The organism is Shewanella inventionis (genome assembly GCF_019931735.1).
Taxonomy (GTDB): domain Bacteria; phylum Pseudomonadota; class Gammaproteobacteria; order Enterobacterales; family Shewanellaceae; genus Shewanella; species Shewanella inventionis.
Map to the genome: position 1 here is coordinate 1,728,621 of NZ_CP082926.1, position 22,495 is coordinate 1,751,115.

Sequence of the window (22,495 nt, forward strand, 5' to 3'; positions counted from 1 at the left end):
TAAAAAGAAATAAGGGGATGTATATGGCAGTTATGGGCCTTAATTCTAGACAGTGGCCAGAAGCTGCGATGATTATGGTGCTCTTTACTATTGCTGAACTCATTGAAGCAAAATCACTCGATAGAGCTCGAAATGCAATCGGATCTCTAATAAATGAATTTGACTCTCAAAACTGCAATGGTCCAACTATCAGTATGAACGATGACACCTTGAGGCTGCCCTCGCCAGAACAGCGCCATGGTCAGCACATCGCATATGATGATGATTTGGTTAAAGCAATGGTTCAATGGGTAGATAATTTTTTGAACACTAGATGATCAGTGGAGTCAGATGAATTAAGTCGGCATTTATTTTTGAACTTTAAGAATTATTTATTATTAAACCATGTGGGAAATCTAAACGATCAAGATTTTAATATCATACAAAAAATCTATCGACTTCTCTTGACCTTCCGGTTAGGGGAAGGTTTAACCTGAAGTTAGGTGGGGGCTGGTGAGATTTTTGGGAACAGGTTAATGGTTACTTGGTTCAATGGATTAGGAAATTTCCTTCAATAAATGTTACCCGAAACTATGTTACTTAAAGCTAACTACAGTATTAGTAAAAATCATTTGGGAGGTGAAGATGAACATTGGTGATGCAGCCCGCTTATCGGGAGTTTCGGCGAAAATGATTCGTTACTATGAGGAGGTTGGGCTAATACCATCAGTCTCCAGAACAGAGGCTGGTTATCGGATCTACAAAGATGCCGATGTTTATAAGTTACATTTTATACGTCGATGTCGAGATCTCGGTTTTTCTCTGTCACAGGCAGGAGAGTTACTTTCTCTTTGGGGAAATCATTCGCGTCAGAGTGCAGATGTTAAAAGTATAGTTGAATCTCATATTAATGATTTAACCTTAAAAATTGAAGAATTTCAACGTATGGCATCAATTCTTACCACACTCTCTGCTTGCTGCGCGGGAAATGAAAAACCCGACTGCCCAATACTGAAGGCTCTCTACCTCGCGGATACTTCCCATCTGCAGGACATAGAAAGCTGCCCTTAAACTTTCGACTCCCTTCAATGTTATTAGGTGATCGCCATGGGTGGGAATACGCAGTTTAGCTCGAAAGCTAGACCTTTGTCGTCAGGATGAGGTCGCATGCGGCCTGATTTTTAATTTATTAAAATTCATATGATTAAAGTCAACTTTATTTAATCAGTGCTAACAAGTAAGTTTGTGAGTGATTGGAAGCTGCTGTGGTCAAAAGTCGAAAAGAAAAAAGTACCGAAGCGAACTCCAAGTGTTTATTGGGTTTGTATAAGTCTCGGAAAATTAGTGGGTTGGTTTGATTCAAAAAGGACGGGACGAGTCGGCAGGGAGCGGTTATGGGAAGGATAGTTTTACCACAAACCATCCTTGAAGGTTACCTGTTAGCCAAGTCTCTTGATCAATGAGATGTGATCAAGAGACAGGCACCTTGGTCAGGGCGCACTCGATTCGGACGATGCAGCTCGTGCAGGTCATGCCCTCGATGGGCAGGCTGATCGCTGCTACGGTGGCACGACCAGCACTTGTTAATGGCATGCTCAAGGTGTCTTCTCAAAATTGAAATTAGACATACAGGGTACTTGAGGGTTACTATGTTGTAAGGTTAAGCCCTATTTTGAGCGCTGCTGGTTTGGACGATTTCGCTGCGCATAGACGCGGCGCGCCTTGGCTCGCAGGCTGTCTCCTGATCTTTGTCGGCGAGTGCGATCAAATTATCGCAGCCTCGTTAATTCTGAACGGCATGAGTAGCTGTTCGAGAGTTGGAATTTTTGAGAAATGACTTTACGCAAACAAGTTAACGCGCCCCGCGGTGCAAGCGACGATCTGGCTTCTTTGTCACAGAATGACGTTACGATCCTGGCCGAGACCTTCCGCCTACTGGGCGACCCGTCTCGGTTGAGAATAATGCTGTGCTGCATGAAGGGTTCCTCCTCGGTTGGGGACATCGCGGAATCCCTCGAGCTTTCGCAGTCGCTGGTCAGTCACCACCTGCGGCTGCTGCGTGGAGCCCGCCTTGTGAAGGGGGTGCGCCAGGCCAAGCAAATTTTCTATGAGGTGGACGACAAGCATGTGAACCAAGTGCTGCTGGACATGTCCACTCACATCGTCGAAGAGCACAACGACGATTAGCCGCGGGCGAAGCGCTCGTTGCGATGCGGATTGCGATCTATTACAAGCTGGGGCCGTATGACCGCCCGCGGCTACACTCAATGAGATGAATGCGGGTCCAATTCTGATCAATCAGAAGTTCAGCGCGCTTATCGACCGCAAGTGAGGCCTTATTGAATGCCATCGCGATGACCGCCTCAGCCACAAGTTCGCTGATCTGCGGGCCGACTACATGTACGCCGAGGATTTCGTCTGTCGTAGGATTTGCGATCACCTTGACGAGACCCGCTGTCTCGCTCAATGCACGCGCGCGACCGTTAGCCATGAACGGAAATGTACAGCTACGATATGCTGCGCCCGCGTATTTGAGCTGCTGCTCGGTGCGGCCTACCCAGGCGATTTCCGGGCTGGTGTAGATGACGTTGGGGATCGTGTTGAAATCGACATGACCGCGATGGCCTGCAATGCGCTCGACCACAGCGACACCTTCTGCGCTCGACCACAGCGACACCTTCTTCCTCTGCCATGTGCGCTAGCATCAGGCCGCGCACCACATCGGCGATGGCCCAGATACTGGGCACGCTGGTGCGCCATTCGCCGTTCACCACGACGGCTCCGCGCCCATCCAGTTCAAGGCCGACGGCGGCCCGAGTCATAAACGCCAGACCGTTTAAGAACTGCACCTTGTTTTTTCGGAACAGATAGAGTTTGCCTTCGTTGCTCGACTTCACGACCTGATTCTTGCGCTCCAGCATCACAGCCACGTCCATGCGTAGCTCGCCCGTGGACATGATGCCGAGCGCGCCGAAGTGGTGCTTGGCTTGGTCTAAGTTTTTGGACGACTGCAGCAGCGCCTTTGACGGGATGCACCCGATGTTGTTGCATGTACCGTCTTGGGTAGGCTTGCCTTCCTTGGTTTTCCAGGCATCGACGCAGGCGACATTCATGCCTAACTGCTCGGCGCGAATCGCTGCGATGTCGCCACCAGGCCCGGCGCCAATGACGATGACGATGACGATGACGTCGAAGTTCGTGTCCATGATTGAAATCTCCTAGATGTTTTCAGGCGCTTTCCTGCGTGGTGCTCGCGCTGCGGTTTTGGCCAGCCAGCGCCCCGTCCGATCTGGCTCACGACCATCCGAACCTTCCGGCGGGTCATCCTCTATCTGCGTCAGCACTTGGATCTGGGCCAACATCATCACGACCTGATTGTGGACGACCTGCACAGGGTGTGGCCAAGAGGATAGGCGTACTAAATAGCCGCATCGCCGCCACTCATCTTTCGCAGTCCTTAGTATGGTTTGCTAAAAATACATTGCATAAACATATGTTCATGTATTATATTTTACGTACAGTCAACCACCTAATTTCTGCGCGAGGCCCTGATGTCCCAATCGCACGATGAACATGGTCACGACCATGACCACACTCCAAAAGTGACCGGCGCTAACGAACGCAAGGTCTTGCTGTCCTTCTTCCTGATCTTCGGCTTCATGATCGTGGAGGCTGTCGGCGGCGTGCTGTCGGGCTCGCTGGCCCTTCTGGCCGATGCGGGCCACATGCTGACCGATGCAGCAGCGCTGGCTCTGGCATACGCGGCATTCCGGTTCGGGCGCCGACCAGCTGACAGCAAGCGCACCTTTGGCTACCTTCGGTTCGAGGTCATCGCCGGCTTCCTGAACGCTGTGACGCTCTTTGTGATCGTGGCATGGATCGCCTATGAAGCATGGGAGCGACTGCAAGCTCCGCCCGCCATCCTTGCCGGCCCGATGATGATCGTCGCCGTGCTTGGATTGTTGGTAAACGTTCTGGTGTTGTGGATCATGACCCGCGGAGAGACCGATCACGTCAACGTGAAGGGGGCCATCCTGCACGTGATGGGCGACCTGCTGGGCTCGGTCGGTGCCATCGTCGCTGCAGTGGTCATCTATCTCATTGGTTGGACGCCAATTGACCCCATCCTGTCGGTGCTGGTGGCAGCCCTGATCCTGCGCAGCGCCTGGAAGCTCCTGGCGAAATCGATCCACATTTTGCTCGAAGGTGCGCCCGAGGACGCTTCTCCGGAGCAGGTGGAACAAGGCCTGATGGGCGCGGTGCCTGGCTTGGCGGCCGTCAGTCATGTGCATGTATGGCAGCTTACCTCTGGTCGCACGATGGCCACGCTGCACGTTCGCCCTAGTGTGGCTGAGGAAGCGCGCACCGTGGTCAAGTGCGTAGAGGTGGTGCTTCGAGAGCAATTTGGCATCGAGCACGTGACGGTCGGGATCGAATGGAACTCTCCTGGTGAAAAGAACCTTTGCAGCTTGCAGCCGACAGGTGGGCCGCAAGGGCACACCCCACATGAGCATGACACTAGCCACAGCCATGAAAAGGGTCATAAGCACGACCATTCCGTCCCGGGTCATCAACACTGATGCTGCAGCCAGCGTAGTGCTGGCAGCTCAGGGACAAGAAATCCATGACTTCTCGAAAACACGCCAATGGCGACAATGCTCAGAATTGCGCCACCAATGCTCAGCGTTCGGCCCCAGAGCTCTTGGCGCTCTCTCATAGTGACGTCGCTGTTCTCGCTGAGACTTTTCTCCTGTTAGGAGATCAATCGCGCCTGAAGATCCTGCTACAGTGCATGCGCGGATCAGTCGCGGTGGGCGACATCGCAGAAACGCTCGATCTATCCCAATTCTTGGTCAGTCATCATCTGCGGCTCCTGCGTGGAGCTCGACTTGTGCGTGGATAACGTCAGGCGAAACATATCTTCTACGGCATCGCGGATGAGCACATCAGTCAAGTGTTTCAGGACATGGTCTGTCACTTCTCTGAGGAATGATTGCGAATTGCGTCGAACGCAAAGATGCCTACTTTTTGCTGGGCATTTTCGCGATTGCGCAAGAGAGGTGCCAGCCCGTCAGCAACTGTAATGCGCCATCCCAGTCCTGAGTAAGCGCGACTTCGCCCATGCGTGATGTTTGGGTGACGGTTGTATGAATCTGACCGCACTCAATCCCCTGGGCCTCATCAGCCGACGCCAGCTTTCACTCCCCCCCATCGTGAGCGTAGAAATTAACCATGCTAACTTCATGAATTAAATAATTGAACATATCTTCATATGTGTGCTAAAATTCAATCTGCATTTTGAAAATGTGTCGAAACTGTAAGCACGTGCGCCGCACGCCGCACGCCACAACCACAGACGATCGTAAACAGAAGGACAACAGCCTTCTTTTTTAATGATTAACACATGGATGTATGTTCATGTGTTTGTTATATTTAAGCAGTATGTGCGGCGTGCGGCGAACCTAACTTGCAAAGTGTTCAGAGAACTTGGAGGTAGATATGACAAGGGAAATAACGGAGTACCAGGACAAGGCTAGGGAGCAGCTGAGCTTCCGTGTGGAGGGCATGGATTGCGCGAGCTGCGTCGGCAAAATCGAGAAGGCCCTTTCCCGAATGGATGGGCTGACGGACGTGCAAGTCAATTTTTCTAGTGAAACGCTGACGTTGACTCGCAATCTGAAAAGCCGCTTCACTGCTCGCGATGTAGCTAAGAAAATCAAAACTTTGGGGTTCGGTGTGGAAGAACTGCCAGTGTCGTCGCTCTCGATTGCGGCCGTATCGCGCCAATCGGTCCATGCACATGACCACAGCGAAGATCACAAGGATGGTCACGCTTGCGGCGGTGATCATGGGCACGGCCACACGCAAAAGACAAACGGCGGGCATGAACACGGCTCCTGCAGTGGACATGATCACACCTCACACGCTCGCCGCGAGCCCCCTGGTAACCCACCCAACGTTTCGATGCACGTGGAAGGCATGGACTGCGCGAGCTGCGTTGGCAAGATTGAAACGGCTCTTGCTCGCATGGCGGGCGTATCAGATGCCCGCATCAACTTCACGGCAGAAACGCTTGAGCTGACGCTCGCGTCTGGAAGTCCTACACATATTGGCGACATCGAGAAGACCATCAAAAGCCTGGGTTTCGGCGTCTCCGACGTGCGCCGCCTTGATGGATCCTCGCCTGCCGCGCCTGCCCGCGTGCCCTCAGCTATCACTCAACGCTGGTGGCAGACGAAGAAGGGTAAGCATGTGCAGGGCCTAGCAGCTCTCATGGGCTCGGCCTATGCAGTTGCTCAATTTATCCCCGGCTATGCCGAATGGATCTTCGCCGCTGCCGTGATCGCTGGCGTACTCCCGTTCGCGCGCAAAGCCTTCGCGCTGGCCATATCTGGCTCCCCGTTCTCCATCGAAACACTGATGGTTGTCGCCTCGCTGGGCGCGCTCGTGATTGGCGAGGCCGAGGAGGCCGCTGCTGTGGTGTTCCTGTTCGCGGTCGGCGAGCTGCTTGAAAGTGTGGCCGCTGGCCGCGCCCGCGCCGGCATTAAAGCGCTGGCTTCTCTGGTGCCTAAAACTGCTGTCTTGCTCGACGCCAATGGTGGGCAGCGCGAAGTGCCCGCTGCCTCCCTGAGCGTGAACGACCGGGTTTTGGTGCGCCCGGGTGATCGAGTGCCCGCTGACGGCAAGATCTTCCGCGGCGAAAGCAGTCTCGATGAATCTCCGATCACAGGGGAGTCCGTGCCGCGTCAAAAGGCCGGTGGCGATGACGTATTTGCCGGCTCGATCAACGTCGACGGTGTGCTTGAAGTTCTGGTTGAGAAGGCTGCATCGGACAACACCATCTCGCGCATCATCCAGCTCGTCGAGCAAGCTCAATCCTCCAAGGCGCCGACGGCACGCTTCATCGAAAAGTTCAGCCGTTACTACACCCCGGCCGTGATGGCCATCGCGGCGCTGATCGTCGTGGTTCCCCCGCTTACCATGGGTGGTGATTGGGGCACTTGGCTGTACCGTGGTCTTGCTTTGCTGCTAATCGCGTGCCCGTGCGCCTTGGTTTTGTCAACGCCGGCGGCCATTGCCTCGGGACTGGCTGTTGCTACTCGCCGAGGTTTGCTGATTAAAGGTGGCAACGCCTTGGAAACCATTGGTCGCGTTCGCACAGTCGCCTTCGATAAGACTGGCACGCTGACAGAGGGCAAGCCGCGCATCACTGAAGTCGTGCCTTTCGGGCAATCCAAGCAGCAACAGGTACTGGCGCTCGCCGCCGCCGTCGAGTCTGGATCGAATCACCCGTTGGCGAAGGCAATCGTTGCCCACGCCAAGAGCCTCGATGTGGAGGTTCCACAAGCCACCGAAGCATTCGCTATCCCGGGCAAGGCAGTTCGCGCTACCGTGAACGGCAGCAAGCTAGCCGTGGGATCGCCCGTCCATGCAGGGCAGATGGCCACGCTGACCCTCGCGCACCAGCAGGAAATCGCCAAGCTGGAAGATGGTGGCAAGACGGTGGTGGTTCTGTTCGACGAAGCAAGCAAGAATGTCATGGGCCTGTTGGCCTTGCGTGACGAACCTCGCCGTGACGCCCGCGAAGGCGTGGCCCAGCTCAAGGCGATGGGTGTGCGCTCGGTCATGCTCACCGGTGACAATCGGAGAACTGCGCAGGCCATCGCCGGCAAGCTGGATATCGAGTGGGAGAGTGAGTTGCTTCCGCAAGACAAGTTGCGCCTGGTCAACGACTTGAAGCGCGACGCGAAGGTGGCGATGGTCGGCGACGGCATCAACGACGCGCCGGCCTTGGCGACCGCCGATGTAGGGATCGCCATGGGCGGCGGCACCGACGTGGCCCTAGAGACCGCAGACGCTGCTCTGCTCAAGAGCCGCGTCACGGACGTTGCGCACCTGGTGGCGCTGTCCCGCGCGACGATGGCCAACATCCACCAGAACGTAGTGTTCGCCATTGGCCTCAAGGGCCTGTTCCTAGTCACCAGTGTGCTGGGTATCACTGGCCTTTGGGTTGCTGTGCTGGCCGACACCGGTGCCACCGCTTTGGTCACGCTCAATGCGCTGCGCCTACTCCGCTTTAAGGGTGCCCAAGAGCCAGCCGATGGCCAGAACGGAGGTCATCAAAGCTCTGTGTCCGTACAGGATGCCCATTGAGGTATTGCAGAGGGCTTGAACTGCCGTTGTTGCGGCGCCAAGCCCTTCCATATCTTCATCTGTAAATCGATCTCCGAAAACATCGATGTTAGGCGATAAACGAATGCCTTTAGAACAACGAGTTTAAATAGATGGGATGATCGGACGTGGATAATGGGCTCAGATGCGTCCCTTTCGGCCGTAACTGCATCTCATGCGTTCACCGGGAGGCCGGAAGGTTCCAGAGCTTGTAGTCCAGTCCCATGCTCGTCATGGTCATCGAAAAAGGCTTGACCTTGACGTGGTTGTAAGGGCTAGCCTTTAGAAACATATGCGAACCGCTTCGGATGGACCGAAGCCCCGTAATAAAAAAGTAACTTCCATGCATAAAAAAATCAGGATCATTTTGGTAGCTAGCGTCATCGCGGCCGTCGGGGGGATAGCGGTGGCTGCCCGAGATGGCAAGGATGAAAGTAAACCAGCAGCACCACCAGCTGGCGCACCGATGGCACCGCAGGTGCCTGTGGCTGAGGCCATCACGCGCACAATCACGCCGTCAACTGAGTTCACCGGCTTTTTGGCCGCACCGAAGGTGGTCGAGTTGCGCTCGCGTGTGGGGGGGGCCGTCGACGCGGTGAGCGTGCCCGAGGGAAGTCTGGTACGCAAGGGGCAATTGTTGTTCCAGATTGACCCACGGCCTTTCCAAGTCGCGCTCGACACCGCCACGGCGCAGTTGCGGCAGGCTGAGGTGCTGTCCAGTCAGGCTCAGGCCGACTTTGATCGTGCCGAGCGGCTTGTTGCCACTGGCGCCCTGTCTCGGAAGACCTATGACGATGCAGTCTCCGCACGCAATGCGCGTCAGGCGCAGGTACAGGCGGCAAAGGCCACAGTCGCAGCGGCGCAGCTCGACCTGTCCTACGCGCGGGTATCGGCACCAATTGCCGGGCGCGTGGACCGAGTGCTGGTGACCGAGGGCAACCTGGTCAGCGGCGGCGGTGCAGGAGCAGCCACGCTACTTACCACGATCGTGTCCATCGATCCTGTGCACGTCTATTTCGACATCGATGAGGCAACCTACGTCAATGTGGTGAGCCGCTCGAGACCTGGTTCAGGGACTCATGCTTCGTTGCCCGTTCAAGTAGGCTTGAGCACTGACAGAAACTTTCCGTACAAGGGCGTGCTCGACTTCGTCGGCAATGCGATTGATAGAAGTACCGGCACGATCCGCGCTCGCGCGGTCGTCCCCAACCCTGATGGACGGCTGACGCCTGGGCTGTTTGCGAGGGCCAAGCTCTCCACCGCAAGCTCTCGGCAGGCCGTCCTCATCGACGACCAAGCGGTTGGCACCGATCAAGGCCGAAACTATGTTCTGGTCGTGGGTGAAAACAACCAAGCTCAGTATCGTCCGATTGAGCTGGGTCCCGTAGTCGACGGTCTGCGCGTTATAAACGGTGGCCTGCAGGGTGGCGAAAAAATCATAATCAAAGGCCTCGTACGACCTGGTATGACTGTCACGCCGCGCATGGTGCCCATGCAGGGGCCGGCAGCACCGGCCGCCGGCGCTCCCGACGCGACTAAGACTGCGGCTAGTGCCCCGGCAGTCCCTGCGGAGTCTGCCAAGGCCGCTGGGGCGGCTGGGGCCGATCAGGTCAAGGCTGACAGCGCAGCTGGCTCAGCGGAGGCTCGCAAATGAATTTCCCCCGTTTCTTCATCAACCGCCCTATCTTCGCAATCGTCCTTTCGGTGCTGATGCTGATCGCGGGCGCGATCAGCTACTTCCAGTTGCCACTGAGCGAGTACCCTCAGGTTACCCCCCCAACGGTACAGGTCACGGCGAGCTATCCCGGCGCCAATCCGCAAGTGATTGCCGACACCGTGGCATCGCCGCTAGAGCAAGCCATCAACGGCGTGGAAGGCATGATGTACATGCAGTCCCAGATGTCCACGGACGGAAAGATGGTGCTCACCATCTCTTTCGAGCAACACATCAACGCCGATATCGCGCAAATCCAGGTGCAGAACCGGGTGTCGCGTGCGCTACCCCGGTTGCCACCCGAGGTCCAACGCATCGGCGTTGTGACTGAGAAGACCGCGCCCGACATCCTGATGGTTGTGAACATGCTATCGCCAGGGGATCGTTACGACCCGCTGTATGTGTCCAACTACGCGATGCTCAACGTCCGTGACGAACTGGCACGCCTGCCGGGCATCGCCAACGTGTTGCTTGGTGGTGAGGGTGAGTACGCGATGCGGGTCTGGCTCGACCCCGAAAAGGTTGCGTCTCGTGGCATGACCGCTAGCGATGTGGTCGCCGCCATTCGGGAGCAGAACGTGCAGGTTGCGGCCGGCTCTATCGGTCAGCAGCCTAACGCCTCGTCTGCCTTTCAGGTCACCGTCAACGCACTCGGGCGTCTCACCACCGAAGAGCAATTCGGCGATATCGTCATCAAGGCTGGCACCCACGGCCAGGTTACACGCTTGCGCGACGTGGCACGTGTGGAGTTAGGTGCGGAGAACTACACCATGCGCGCCCAACTTGATGGCGGCAACACGGTTGGCATTCAGATCCTGATGACGCCTGGCTCCAATGCACTAGATGTGTCTAGCGCGGTACGCGCGACGATGGATCGTCTACAAGCAAGCTTTCCAGAGGGCATCGAGTACAAGATCGCCTACGATCCTACGGTCTTCGTGCGGGCCTCGCTTCAGTCTGTAGCGGTCACGCTGCTAGAGGCGATTCTGCTGGTGGTGATCGTGGTGGTGCTGTTCCTGCAATCCTGGAGAGCGTCGATCATCCCGCTGATCGCCGTGCCGGTCTCGCTGGTCGGCACCTTCGCCGTAATGCACATGTTCGGCTTCTCGTTGAACACACTGTCATTGTTCGGCCTCGTACTCTCAATCGGCATTGTTGTGGACGACGCCATCGTCGTGGTAGAAAACGTGGAGCGCCACATGGCACTTGGCGAGTCGCCCAAGGACGCAGCGCTCAAAGCCATGGACGAGGTTACTGGCCCGATCCTGGCCATCACCTCGGTGCTGGCGGCGGTCTTCATTCCCTCGGCGTTCCTGTCTGGGCTGCAAGGCGAGTTCTATCGCCAGTTCGCGCTGACCATCGCGTTCTCGACCATCCTATCGGCGATCAATTCGCTCACACTGTCGCCCGCGCTGGCCGCCATCCTGCTCAAGCCGCATCATGGCGCGGCCCAGCCCGATCGAGTCACGCGCCTCATCGACGGCCTGTTTGGTGGCTTCTTCCGCCGCTTCAACCGCTTCTTTGACAGCGCCTCGAATGCTTATGTCGGAGGCGTGCGCCGCGCAGTTCGCGGAAGTGCTGTGGTGCTGCTGCTCTATGTCGGTTTCCTGGGGTTGACGTGGCTGGGCTTTCATAAGGTACCTGCCGGCTTTGTGCCCGCACAGGACAAGTATTACCTCGTGGGCATCGCCCAGCTTCCGACTGGTGCCTCGCTGGACCGCACCGACGCGGTTGTCAAGGAAATGAGCAAGATCGCGCTTGCCGAGCCTGGCGTCGAAAGCGTGATGGCATTCCCCGGCTTCTCCTTCAACGGCCCAGTGAATCAGCCCAACACCGCGCTGGTGTTCGCCATGCTCAAGCCCTTCAACGAACGAAAGGACCCGTCGTTGTCGGCGTTCGCCATTCAAGGCAGGCTCATGGGCAAATTCAGTCAAATACCGGACGGCTTCGTCGGGATTTTTCCTCCGCCACCGGTGCCTGGCCTGGGTTCAATGGGCGGCTTCAAGTTGCAGATCGAAGACCGTGCGGGCCTGGGGCCAGACGCACTTGCACAGGCCCAAGGTCAGATCATGGGCAAAGCCATGCAAGCGCCTGAGCTGGCCAACATGTTGGCCAGCTTCCAGGCCAATGCTCCACAGTTGCAGGTGGACATCGACCGCGTAAAGGCCAAGTCGCAAGGTGTGTCGCTGACCGAAGTTTTTGACACGCTGCAGATCAATCTGGGCTCGCTTTATGTCAATGACTTCAATCGATTTGGCCGAACTTACCGAGTGATGACGCAGGCCGATGCGAAGTTCCGTATGCAGGCTGAAGACATTGGCATGCTGAAGGTGCGGAACGCTTCGGGGGACATGATCCCGTTGAGCGCGATCGCGACGATCTCACGTAGCTCCGGTCCCGATCGAGTGATGCACTACAACGGGTTCCCATCAGCTGACATCAGCGGCGGACCAGCACCGGGCTATTCGTCTGGCCAGGCTACTGCCGCGATCGAGAAGATCGTGAGCGAATCGCTGCCGGACGGCATGACCTACGAATGGACTGACTTGACGTTCCAAGAAAAGCGGGTTGGCAACACCTCCATCTACATTTTTGCGTTGGCAGTGCTGTTGGCATTCTTGTTCCTGGCAGCTCAGTACAACAGTTGGTCGCTTCCATTCGCTGTTCTGTTGATCGCGCCCATGGCGTTGCTTTCGGCGATCGCCGGTGTTTGGCTTACGGGCGGCGACAACAATATCTTCACGCAAATTGGCTTCGTGGTGCTCGTAGGCCTGGCAGCCAAGAATGCAATTCTGATCGTGGAGTTTGCCCGTGCCAAGGAGAGTGAAGGTGTCGATCCGTTGGCGGCCGTGCTTGAAGCGGCGCGGCTGCGGCTGCGCCCGATTCTGATGACGTCACTGGCTTTTATCGCTGGCGTGATACCGCTGGTGCTCGCGAGTGGAGCGGGTGCCGAGATGCGTCACGCAATGGGTATCGCTGTGTTCGCCGGCATGTTGGGCGTGACGGCATTCGGTCTGGTGCTCACGCCGGTGTTCTACGTCGTAGTGCGCAAGCTGGCGTTGCGTCGTGAAGCCAGTCAAGCCCGCGTCGGTATGAGCGACAAGCATAACGGCCAGGAGGAATTTTGAGATGAAGAAACCTTTCGCACTCACACAACCTGCCAAGAGCTTGGCACCGGTAGCTTTCGCGATAGCGTTAGCCGGTTGTTCCATGGCACCCAAGTACGATCGGCCGCCAGCGCCGATTGATATAGTATATCCTTCGGGCGCGGCCTATGCAGAACCGGCGAAAGCGACGCCAGAGGCCCCAGTCACGGACGCGGCCGATATCGGCTGGCGAGATTTCTTCCGCGACCCGCTGTTGCAACAATTGATCGGTATCGCGCTGGAGAGCAACCGCGACATGCGCAAAGCTGCGCTCAACGTTGAGGCGGCGCAGGCACTGTACCGCATTCAGCGCGCTGAGGTGCTCCCGAACTTGGGGGTATCCGGCAGAGGGGCCGCAGAACGACTGCCAGCCGATCTCAGCAACACCGGCGCTGCCGACGTCGTGCGTCGTTACGAGGTTGCTGGGGTGACCGCTGCCTGGGAACTGGACGTCTGGGGCCGTATCCGCAGCCTCAGCAACCAAGCGCTGGCTTCCTACTTGGCTATGGACGAGACTCGCATAGCGACGCAGATGAGTTTGATCTCTGAGGTTGCTAACGCCTATCTCACGTTGCGGGCTGACCAGGAGTTACTGCAGTTAACAGGCGAGACGCTCGGCACGCAAAAGCGTTCGCATGAACTTACTGCCCAACTGTTCGAGGCTGGCAATGCCACGCAACTTGACGTGCGCCGCTCGGAAATTGTACTGCGTACAGCCGAGGCCAACTTCGCGGACTACACACGTCAAACGGCCAAAGACCGAAACGCGCTAGTGCTACTGCTCGGCCAGCCGCTGACGCTTGAGCTGTCGCAGCAACTTGACAAAGCCATAGTGCTGCCGGATGGCATCGTGCCGACCGAACTGCCCAGTGGCCTACCTTCTGAGTTGCTCGTGCGCCGACCGGATGTGCGCGCGGCCGAGCAGGTACTTCTGGGTGCCAACGCCAGTATCGGAGCAGCGCGAGCCGCTTTCTTCCCCACCATCAGCTTGACGGGTTCGGCGGGGACGGCAAGCGCATCGCTTGATGGGCTCTTCGAATCGGGTTCGCGCGCCTGGAGCTTCTTGCCGCAGATTACGGTGCCTATTTTCCGGGGTGGCGCGTTGCGCGCCAATCTGGATGTGGCGCACGTAAAAAAGCGCATCGAGATCGCCAACTACGAGAAGTCCATTCAAGTTGCTTTTAGTGAAGTGGCTGATGGCCTTGCCGGCAAGCGAACACTTGATGAGCAGATTCGTTCAGAGCAATTCCTGGTTGCTGCTAGTCAGGGCATGTATGACCTGGCCGAGCAACGTTTCAGGGAAGGTGTGGACGATAACCTCACCTTGCTTGACGCGCAGCGTACGCTGTACAGCGCGCAGCAGACGTTGGTGCGTACGCGTCTGGCTCGGTTGAGCAACCTTATCGCGCTCTACAAGGCTCTGGGAGGCGGGTGGACAGAGAGCACACCAAGTGGTGTGGCGCAAGCGAGTCGATAGTTAGTTTTTCCCTACTGGCACTGGTATTGGATATTCGTACCAAGAAATGACGCATGGTGGCAGTCGCCTCCATGCGTGTGTAGATGAGTATGAAAACCGGCGAGCTTGCAAAGCTAACGAGGACTCCCTGGGTTCTACGAGGCTCAGGGTCTTTTACCTGCTCCTGATCGTTATAGCAACAACTAAAGGCAATAAAGGCAGGAGCAAGTTGAGCGGTTGCAGCTTATACTAAGTTGCAAAGTATTAGGTATCAGTCTGGAGCAGATCCGGACTATCTCAGGGGGTAGCTTTGACCGACATTTTTGATGTATTACAGGTAAATTTGGGATCGCTTTACGTCAATGATTTTAATGGATTTGGCCGTACCTACCGTGTAATAACTCAAGCTGATGCCCCATTCCGTATGCAGGCAGACGATATTGGATTATTGAAAGTCAGGAATTCTGCTGGTGATATGATCCCTTTATAAGTATTGATCAATATCAAACTAACTTCAGATCCTGATCGCGTTATGAGATACAACGGCTATCCATCCGCTGATATTACGGGAGGTACTGCATCAGGATATTCTTTTGGTCAGGCTACAGATGCTATTGAGAAAATAGTTAAGGAAAATCTACCTGAAGGTATGGCGTACGAATGGACTGATCTGACCTATCAGGAAAAATTAGCGGGCAATTCCGCACTGTATATTTTCCCATTGGCGGTATTCTTTGCATTCTTGATTCTTGCCGCTCAGTACAACAGTTGGTCGCTTCCATTTGCTGTGCTGCTTATTGCACCAATGGCACTCCTTTCTGCAATTGGCGGTATATGGATCTAAACGGTGATAATAACATCTATACTCAAATTGGCTTCGTTGTTTTAGTCGGGCTGGCCGCAAAAAATGCCATTTTAATCGTTGATTTTGCAAGGACTCAGGAGAATTAGTGACGATCACCGCTTGGGGCCGTACTCGAGGCAGCGTACTTACGTTTGCGTCCTATTTTGATGACTTCTCTTGTATTTATTGCTGGTGTGATATCTCTTGTACTAGCTAGTGGTGCTGGAGCAGAAATGCGTCACGCCATGGGTATTGCAGTGTTTGCCGGTATGCTTGGTGTAACCTTCTTTGGATTACTACTTACGCCGGTGTTTTACGTTATAGTAAGAAATCTGTCATTAAGAAAAAACGCAGAAAGTATAGTCAATCTTTAGTGAAAAGATATCAGAGTGAAATGAGTTTAGACCTTGACCTTACAACAGTGGAAAGCCCTACAATCAGAAGTACTCAAACCAAACTGGAGGTATATAAATGCAATTTCATTTAGAAAATATGACATGTGGGGGCTGCGCCCGGACGGTAACTAAAGCAATTAAGGATATAGACCCAGAGGCTACAGTTTTAACTGATCCTCCGACTCGTAAGGTGACGGTAAAAACTTCATTATCAGTTGAAAAGGTCTCCTATGCTCTAATTGAAGCAGGCTTCCCTCCTCGGGATTAGTATTTTCCTTTTACGGTTGCCTCCTGAATGAGGCAACTTTAAATTTCGCATTCAGGGCATTCATTCATAGACTGGACCTTAAGAATTAAGCCCATGCAGTATCCCATCTAACGTGATGTTTTGTTTGTCTTTTGACTGTTGGGCTTTTTGGGCGTTCTTCGTTATATAACGGGTCGCCCAATCTATCCTCTCCGCTATTTCTGACCATGCGTGCTGGCTGATGCTTTCAAGATCGGCAACAGCCAAATTTCCACATTTTTGGCGGCCTTGAATAGCTAGACTGATGGCATGATTTGAAGAAAGACGCTTCGCCGAATGATCAGAGCGAGCAGGCTTGACCATACCAAACCATCTACAATCGCTTTCTGTGCCGCCATAAATTTCTGCAAGTTTGTATGGGATTTCAACTCTTTGAATCGCAACTTCACCTGCCAGCGACAACGATAGATTGCCATAACATCATCCGCTTAGTAGGTTTCCCGCGGGAGGTTGATAAGCCAGATGCAAAATCGTATTTCTCCGGCAAAACAGAGCCTTATTACTCTGAATATCTGCTTTCCTCGACGAACTTGCAAATCGAGCGTAAGCGCCTCATAAACCGCGCATTCTAATCACCTAACACGCAGAATAAGATCAAGTCTCCAACCATAAGGAGATTTAAAATGGCAAACGATGCACCAACCAATAATGGCAAACGCTAATCAAGCAATCTGAATCGAGTTCATTATCAACACTCACATTTTGTAAGCTCAATCAACTCAATCCCTCAACGTTCTCTGCCAAGCGCCAGCAACTCAACAACACTGGCGCATCTCAAGGTTTTGTTAGAGCAGAAGTCGTTGAAAAGATAACTCAGTATCAGGCCCAAGTGGCAACCGCCAACATGACACTCTTCGTCAATGATATCGAACTGCGCAATCCCCAATGCACGCCAGTAAGTAACCTGGCTGAACTCATCGGTGCGCTATCATGAAAGGCATGCTGAGCTCACTAGAGATTTATCTGTATCGTGAAAGTGTCGATTTTAGAAAGTCCATCAACGGCCTTGCCGCGATTATCGAAAGTGACACCGATTTACCGTTAGTAAGTGGCGCATTATTCCTGTTCACCAAAAACAGCGCGATAAAATCAAAGTGTTGTGCTGGCGTGTGCCACGAACAAAAGGTTAATACCTTTTGGATCTGTATTTCTGATGAGAGAAGGCCTCTCGAAATCTACCTGTAGGGGGCGGTTTCAAAACCACCAAGTGCTTCTGTAAAGTGCGGTTTGGAGACTTATCTGATCGCTCATTCAACACTGAGTTCACCTTCGCAGGTGATCTACACTTCGGAGCAGCTATTTAGTAAGGTATTCAATTCTTCAATCTATCTAACCGAGTCCACATAGGACAACTGCATAGACTGGAGCCTCGATTTACATTAACGAGGACTCCTCATGCGAAAACTATCTCCATTTATTCTGGCGCTTGCGCTGTCTCCTTTTGTTCAAGCTGAACCTGTGTCTGAAGTGTCGCCCGTTGGCAAAATTGACGGCATGGTTTCTTTACCTGTCACGGGTATGAAAGCGGTCGAAAGCAATGGCCGTATTGTTTTCATGTCAGACAGTGGCCGGTTCGTCATTGATGGCACGCTCTATGATGCCTGGTCGAAAAAGCCGCTTACCAGCCTTGAAGAGATTCGTGAAGCGGGAAACACGCTGGACTTAAGTCGTCTTGGCTTAAAAATGGATGATTTGAACCCACTGACGCTGGGCGAAGGCAAAAAGAAAGTGGTGGTCTTTGTTGATCCACGATGCCCGCACTGCCATGAGCTTTTGAAGCAAGCCTTACCGTTAACCAAAGAATACACCTTCCAAATTCTCCCTGTGCCAGTGCTTGGTCCTGATTCAGAGCGTCAGGTTCGCCAGCTTGGCTGTGCGCGTGACAAGAAAGCGGCCACCGATGCATTGCTCAATGGCCGGATTGGTAACCTAGAACAGGATGATGCCTGCAACTTAGAGCCAATGCAGCGTACCCTGGTGACGGCTCAAATCCTGGGCATTCAAGGTGTGCCTTTCATCGTCGCCAATGATGGTCGCATCAGCCGAGGCCGTCCTTATGATCTTTCTGCTTGGTTGGAGGGGCGTTAATGAAAGCCTCTCTTTATTCAGGGCAACGCGCTTCTGAGCTATTGCCAGTATTGGCCTATTCAGACGATGAGCAACTGTTTTTCATGGAAGACCAGAGTGTTGGCTTTGGTTTTCTATGTGACCCATTGCCGGGTGGTGATGAGTCTGTTGCAGACAGGGTTAATGTTCTACTCAACAACGACTGGCCAAAAGACACTTTGCTGCAATTTGGTCTGTACGCATCCCCTGATATTCAAACCGACCTTCAGCGCATGATGGGCTTACGGCATCGTCAATCCGATCCATTGCTTAGGGCGTCGATACGCAAACGTGCGGATTTTCTCGATGGGGGCACGGTTCAACCGATAGAAGAATCGACCCAGACTCAGGTACGCAACTTTCAACTGATCGTCACCTGCAAATTGCCTTTGGAAAATCCTATACCGACGGAGCGTGAGTTGAGTAGAGCATCCGCGCTTCGGGCTTCTTTCTCGCAAGCGCTGGCAACGGTTGGTTTTCGCGTCACGGAGATGACTGACCGAAACTGGCTCGCGGCATTAAGTGCGCAGCTTAACTGGGGAAAAGATGCTTCTTGGCGCAATCCATCACCAATCCGTAGTGAGGCAGATAAACCACTTCGAGAGCAAGTGTTGGATTATGACCGAGCTATCAAAGTGGATAGCCAAGGTCTGATGTTGGGTGATTACCGAGTTAAAACCTTATCGTTTAAGCGCTTGCCTGAGCGGATCTGGTTTGGTCATGCCGCAAGTTTTGCGGGCGATATGATGACGGGCAGTCGCGGTTTACGCGGAAGCTTTTTGCTGAATGTCACCATTCACTTTCCTTCAGCTGAGGCGATGCGATCTCGTCTAGAGACGAAGCGTCAATGGGCGGTCAATCAGGCCTATGGCCCGATGCTCAAGTTTGTGCCGGTGCTGGCAGCCAAGAAAAAGGGGTTCGATGTTCTTTTTGAAGCCTTGCAAGAAGGTGATCGTCCTATTCGGGCAAATATGACCTTAACGCTGTTTTCCCCGACGGAAGAGGCGTCCATCAGCTCTGTTTCAAATGCTCGAACCTATTTCAAAGAACTCGGATTTGAGCTGATGGAAGACAAGTACTTCTGTTTGCCCATTTTTCTGAATGCCCTGCCATTTGGTGCTGACCGCCAGGCGATGAACGACTTGTTTCGATTCAAGACCATGGCGACACGGCATGTGATCCCTCTGTTGCCTTTGTTTGCGGATTGGAAAGGCACGGGCACGCCAGTGATTAACTTTGTTTCCCGTAATGGCCAAATCATGAGTGTGTCCCTTTATGACTCTGGCAGTAATTACAACTGTTGCATCGCGGCGCAATCAGGGTCGGGTAAGTCTTTCCTGGTGAACGAAATCATCTCTTCCTACTTATCTGAAGGCGGGCAATGCTGGGTGATTGATGTTGGCCGCTCTTATGAAAAACTGTGTGAAGTCTATGACGGTGAGTTCTTACAGTTCGGGCGGGACAGTGGTATTTGCTTGAATCCGTTTGAAATCGTTGAGGACTATGACGAAGAAGCGGATGTACTGGTTGGGTTATTGGCCGCAATGGCCGCACCAACGCAGTCATTAACCGATTTTCAGATGGCCAACCTAAAGCGTCAGACCCGTGAACTGTGGGAGAAAAAAGGTCGTGCCATGTTGGTTGATGATGTGGCAGAGGCTTTAAAAAATCATGAAGACCGACGTGTGCAGGACGTGGGTGAGCAGCTCTATCCGTTTACGACACAGGGCGAATATGGCCGCTTCTTTAATGGTCATAACAATATTCGCTTCAAAAACCGTTTCACTGTTTTGGAGTTAGAAGAGCTCAAGGGGCGCAAGCACCTACAACAAGTGGTGTTGCTTCAGCTTATCTACCAAATCCAACAAGAGATGTATTTAGGTGAGCGTGATCGTCGCAAGATTGTGTTCATCGACGAAGCCTGGGATCTGCTGACTCAAGGTGATGTCGGTAAGTTCATCGAAACCGGTTACCGTCGATTTCGAAAATATGGTGGCAGTGCTGTAACAGTAACGCAGTCGGTCAACGATTTGTATGACAGCCCAACAGGTAAAGCCATCGCTGAAAACTCGGCCAATATGTACCTGCTTGGCCAAAAAGCTGAAACCATCAACGCACTCAAAAAAGAAGGTCGCTTGCCACTAGGTGAAGGCGGTTATGAATACCTGAAAACGGTTCATACCGTCACGGGTGTCTATTCCGAAATTTTCTTTATTACCGAGATGGGCACCGGGATTGGCCGCCTCATCGTCGATCCGTTTCACAAGCTGTTGTACTCGTCCCGTGCAGAAGATGTAAACGCGATTAAGCAGTTAACGCGCAAAGGCCTTTCTGTTGCTGATGCCATTTCCCAGCTGTTAAAGGAACGAGGCTATGAATAAGTTCACGCTTTGGCCATTTATGGCCTCTATTACTTTGTCTGTTGCTGGTAGCGGTTTAATGACCAGCTGGCTCTTAATGAAAACACTCGACCCCATCCACAGCCAGTTGGCGTTAAGTACGCCCATTGCAGTCGTGGATTTTGGGGAGGCGGTGTTGTCACTGGGCCCCAATGCCAGCGAACAAGACATCGAATCCAGGTTGCTTCAGACCAATCAGCAAATTGAAAAGCTAAAAGCAGCCGGTTTTATCGTGCTGGATGCCCAAGCGGTGGTGGGTGCTGATGATTCCGTATTTGTGCCAGTAGGCTCAAAGGAGGTGTCTCATGCAGATACTCCGTAAAAGAATGCCTTGGCGGCCTTATCTCATCCGGTTGACTGTTCTTGCGTTAATCATGGCCTTGGTAGGCACCTACGCCATCATGCGCTACCGAATAGGTATTGATACCCAGCAAGAGCGCTGCCTGCCTGATACCACGGTATATCTGATTGACCTATGGAATAAAGAGCCCGTTAAGGATGGTTTGTATGCCTTCCACTCAAAAGGACTCGCTCCGTTATATAACGACGGTACTCGGATGCTTAAACGCCTAACAGGGATGCCTGGGGATGAAGTTAATGTGACGCCTGAGTATGTGCTGGTGAACGGTGCTGAAGTCTCTACCGGCATGGCATTAGCCCAGCGTCTTGGTATGGCGGAATCACAGTTTAGCCGCTCATTGACGCTGCAAGAAAACGAATATTGGTTTTCCGGCGAGGCTGCAACGAGTTTCGACTCCCGCTATTGGAATGCCGTTAAGCGCGAGCAGATTGTCGGTCGCGCTTGGCCGCTTTGGTAGGAGGTGGATGATGAGAAGACTATGCCTCTTATTTTTGTTGGTTGCTCCATTGGCTTGGGTTCAAGTGTCCTGGGCACAAGAGCCTTTTCCGTTGTCTGACGAGGACAAAAAGATCGTCGAAATGAGCCGCAGCATTTTACAAAGTGCTGTGGATGGTTCATCTGAATTTATCGAGCCTTTTTCACCGATTGAACAACCTGCGTCGCTCAAACACAACGATGAATGGTTGATATTTGCGTCGTCCTCACTGGGGGATTCCTCACTGAAGCAGCTATTTAAAGAGGCCAGTGCTACCGGCGCTATTGTGTTGTTTCGGGGAATTCCTGAAGGAAAGACCTTGGGGGCGGCTATCCGTGATTGGCATATGCTGATGACGGGGCTTGATCCTGTTCCTCAGGTTCGAATCGATCCGAAAGCCTTTGTGCACTGGCGGGTGACTAGCGTGCCTGCCATTTTCCGCATAGAAGATGACAAGGTGACTGCAAGTGCACTAGGGGTTTACAGCAAGGACTGGTTGCAGCGTCAAATTGAAACAGGCAATACCGGTTCATTGGGTCAACGCGGTCCTATTCATTCCATTTTAGAACCGGATTTGATGCAAGTGGCGATGCAGCGTTTACAGTCGCTTGACCTGGGCGCGTTAAAGAAAAAAGCCATTGAGCGCTTCTGGTCTCGCCAAACATTTACTGACTTAGCCAAAGCCACGCAGTATCGGATAAGAATGGTTGATCCAACCATCGTCATGCAGCGGCCACTATTGGATGCCAATGGCCGAACATTGATCCCAGCAGGAACGCGTATTAACCCGCTCAAAGCCTTGCCGTTTACTCAGCAGCTTGTGGTGTTTAATGCGTCGAACGCTGAAGAAGTGGACGCAGTAGCGCATTGGCTTGAGACGCAAGATAGGACACTGCGCCGCATTACGCTTATCACCACGCAGCTCGACCGTGCACAAGGTTGGAATAGCCTCAATGCGCTCGAAAAGACATTGGACAGTCCGGTTTACCTTCTCAATGCCTCGCTAAAGCAGCGCTTTGATCTGCAAGTCACCCCTTCGTTTGTTCAAGCAAAGGGACTCGCGTTTGAAATAGAAGAAATTCCAGCAAAGGAGCTTGTTCATGAAAAAACTCAATAATACGTATCGTCTGATGCGGACTCT

Annotated in this window: 19 protein-coding genes and 5 pseudogenes; 21 read left to right on the forward strand and 3 right to left on the reverse strand. The window is 53.5% G+C overall.

Features of this window, described 5'->3' with window-relative positions; genetic code table 11:
* Positions 1-23 precede the first annotated feature (23 nt).
* The 4 genes and pseudogenes from K8B83_RS07840 (at position 24) to K8B83_RS07855 (ending at position 2,166) form a co-directional block, all read left to right on the forward strand.
* Positions 24-317: a hypothetical protein gene (locus K8B83_RS07840; protein WP_223419515.1), complete on the forward strand. Its 294-nt coding sequence runs from the start codon at positions 24-26 to the stop codon at positions 315-317.
* A gap of 307 nt (positions 318-624) precedes the next feature.
* A complete protein-coding gene (cueR, locus tag K8B83_RS07845) occupies positions 625-1,050 on the forward strand; it encodes a Cu(I)-responsive transcriptional regulator (RefSeq protein ID WP_011788488.1) in 426 nt (141 codons plus the stop codon).
* 183 nt (positions 1,051-1,233) lie between these two features.
* Positions 1,234-1,442, forward strand: a pseudogene (locus tag K8B83_RS07850) (IS4 family transposase); the annotation flags it as partial.
* 370 nt (positions 1,443-1,812) lie between these two features.
* Positions 1,813-2,166 (forward strand): ArsR/SmtB family transcription factor, encoded by a 354-nt coding sequence (locus K8B83_RS07855; protein WP_011788489.1) that lies wholly within the window; start codon positions 1,813-1,815, stop codon positions 2,164-2,166.
* Positions 2,167-2,206: 40 nt separating this feature from the next.
* Here K8B83_RS07855 and K8B83_RS07860 read toward each other — a convergent pair whose 3' ends face one another.
* Both K8B83_RS07860 and K8B83_RS07865 read right to left on the reverse strand, forming a co-directional pair.
* Entirely contained in the window at positions 2,207-2,575 is a 369-nt protein-coding gene (locus K8B83_RS07860) for an NAD(P)/FAD-dependent oxidoreductase (RefSeq protein ID WP_223420022.1), read from the reverse strand.
* A complete protein-coding gene (locus K8B83_RS07865; protein ID WP_223419517.1) occupies positions 2,487-3,185 on the reverse strand; it encodes an FAD-dependent oxidoreductase in 699 nt (232 codons plus the stop codon). Before K8B83_RS07865 ends, K8B83_RS07860 begins: the two co-directional genes overlap by 89 nt.
* 345 nt (positions 3,186-3,530) lie before the next feature.
* Between K8B83_RS07865 and K8B83_RS07870 the strand changes: the two genes are divergently transcribed.
* The 10 genes and pseudogenes from K8B83_RS07870 (at position 3,531) to K8B83_RS07910 (ending at position 15,974) form a co-directional block, all read left to right on the forward strand.
* Positions 3,531-4,559, forward strand: coding sequence for a cation diffusion facilitator family transporter (locus K8B83_RS07870; RefSeq protein ID WP_011788490.1), 1,029 nt, complete (start codon positions 3,531-3,533; stop codon positions 4,557-4,559).
* A 44-nt stretch (positions 4,560-4,603) separates the two neighbouring features.
* Positions 4,604-4,882 carry an ArsR/SmtB family transcription factor gene (locus K8B83_RS07875; RefSeq protein ID WP_011788491.1) on the forward strand — a complete coding sequence of 93 codons (279 nt, stop codon included), beginning with the start codon at positions 4,604-4,606 and terminating at the stop codon, positions 4,880-4,882.
* Between the two features lie 596 nt (positions 4,883-5,478).
* Entirely contained in the window at positions 5,479-8,133 is a 2,655-nt protein-coding gene (locus K8B83_RS07880; RefSeq protein ID WP_011788492.1) for a heavy metal translocating P-type ATPase, read from the forward strand.
* A gap of 361 nt (positions 8,134-8,494) precedes the next feature.
* Positions 8,495-9,805: an efflux RND transporter periplasmic adaptor subunit gene (locus K8B83_RS07885; RefSeq protein WP_011788493.1), complete on the forward strand. Its 1,311-nt coding sequence runs from the start codon at positions 8,495-8,497 to the stop codon at positions 9,803-9,805.
* The gene (locus K8B83_RS07890) at positions 9,802-12,993 is read left to right on the forward strand and encodes an efflux RND transporter permease subunit (protein WP_011788494.1); all 3,192 of its coding nucleotides are present in this window, start codon (positions 9,802-9,804) and stop codon (positions 12,991-12,993) included. The genes K8B83_RS07885 and K8B83_RS07890 overlap by 4 nt, the downstream gene beginning before the upstream one ends.
* A 1-nt stretch (position 12,994) precedes the next feature.
* Positions 12,995-14,488, forward strand: coding sequence for an efflux transporter outer membrane subunit (locus tag K8B83_RS07895; RefSeq protein WP_011788495.1), 1,494 nt, complete (start codon positions 12,995-12,997; stop codon positions 14,486-14,488).
* A 213-nt stretch (positions 14,489-14,701) separates the two neighbouring features.
* Positions 14,702-14,794 (forward strand): annotated as a pseudogene (locus K8B83_RS21715) (hypothetical protein); the annotation flags it as partial.
* A gap of 16 nt (positions 14,795-14,810) precedes the next feature.
* Positions 14,811-15,311, forward strand: a pseudogene (locus K8B83_RS21720) (efflux RND transporter permease subunit).
* Positions 15,302-15,685 (forward strand): annotated as a pseudogene (locus K8B83_RS21725) (efflux RND transporter permease subunit). The pseudogenes K8B83_RS21720 and K8B83_RS21725 overlap by 10 nt, the downstream one beginning before the upstream one ends.
* A 97-nt stretch (positions 15,686-15,782) precedes the next feature.
* Entirely contained in the window at positions 15,783-15,974 is a 192-nt protein-coding gene (locus K8B83_RS07910; RefSeq protein ID WP_015066565.1) for a heavy-metal-associated domain-containing protein, read from the forward strand.
* 78 nt (positions 15,975-16,052) lie between these two features.
* On the opposite strand, the pseudogene K8B83_RS07915 reads toward K8B83_RS07910, so the two are convergent.
* Positions 16,053-16,555 (reverse strand): annotated as a pseudogene (locus K8B83_RS07915) (IS4 family transposase); the annotation flags it as partial.
* A gap of 119 nt (positions 16,556-16,674) precedes the next feature.
* On the opposite strand from K8B83_RS07915, the gene K8B83_RS21730 reads away from it, so the two are divergent.
* The 7 genes from K8B83_RS21730 (at position 16,675) to K8B83_RS07945 (ending at position 22,471) form a co-directional block, all read left to right on the forward strand.
* Positions 16,675-16,947: a hypothetical protein gene (locus tag K8B83_RS21730; protein ID WP_071979591.1), complete on the forward strand. Its 273-nt coding sequence runs from the start codon at positions 16,675-16,677 to the stop codon at positions 16,945-16,947.
* Positions 16,944-17,198, forward strand: coding sequence for an IS66 family insertion sequence element accessory protein TnpB (gene tnpB / locus K8B83_RS07920; RefSeq protein WP_011788498.1), 255 nt, complete (start codon positions 16,944-16,946; stop codon positions 17,196-17,198). The genes K8B83_RS21730 and tnpB overlap by 4 nt, the downstream gene beginning before the upstream one ends.
* Positions 17,199-17,408: 210 nt before the next feature.
* On the forward strand, positions 17,409-18,101 hold the full coding sequence (locus tag K8B83_RS07925) for a DsbC family protein (RefSeq protein ID WP_223419519.1): 693 nt from the start codon (positions 17,409-17,411) through the stop codon (positions 18,099-18,101).
* Complete coding sequence (gene traC, locus K8B83_RS07930; RefSeq protein ID WP_223419521.1) at positions 18,101-20,500, forward strand: type IV secretion system protein TraC; 2,400 nt, start codon at positions 18,101-18,103, stop codon at positions 20,498-20,500. Before K8B83_RS07925 ends, traC begins: the two co-directional genes overlap by 1 nt.
* On the forward strand, positions 20,493-20,840 hold the full coding sequence (locus K8B83_RS07935) for a plasmid-related protein (RefSeq protein WP_223419522.1): 348 nt from the start codon (positions 20,493-20,495) through the stop codon (positions 20,838-20,840). The genes traC and K8B83_RS07935 overlap by 8 nt, the downstream gene beginning before the upstream one ends.
* Positions 20,824-21,336 (forward strand): S26 family signal peptidase, encoded by a 513-nt coding sequence (locus tag K8B83_RS07940; RefSeq protein ID WP_223419524.1) that lies wholly within the window; start codon positions 20,824-20,826, stop codon positions 21,334-21,336. Before K8B83_RS07935 ends, K8B83_RS07940 begins: the two co-directional genes overlap by 17 nt.
* A gap of 7 nt (positions 21,337-21,343) precedes the next feature.
* Positions 21,344-22,471 carry a TrbC family F-type conjugative pilus assembly protein gene (locus K8B83_RS07945; protein WP_449618986.1) on the forward strand — a complete coding sequence of 376 codons (1,128 nt, stop codon included), beginning with the start codon at positions 21,344-21,346 and terminating at the stop codon, positions 22,469-22,471.
* The last annotated feature ends 24 nt before the right edge of the window (positions 22,472-22,495 follow it).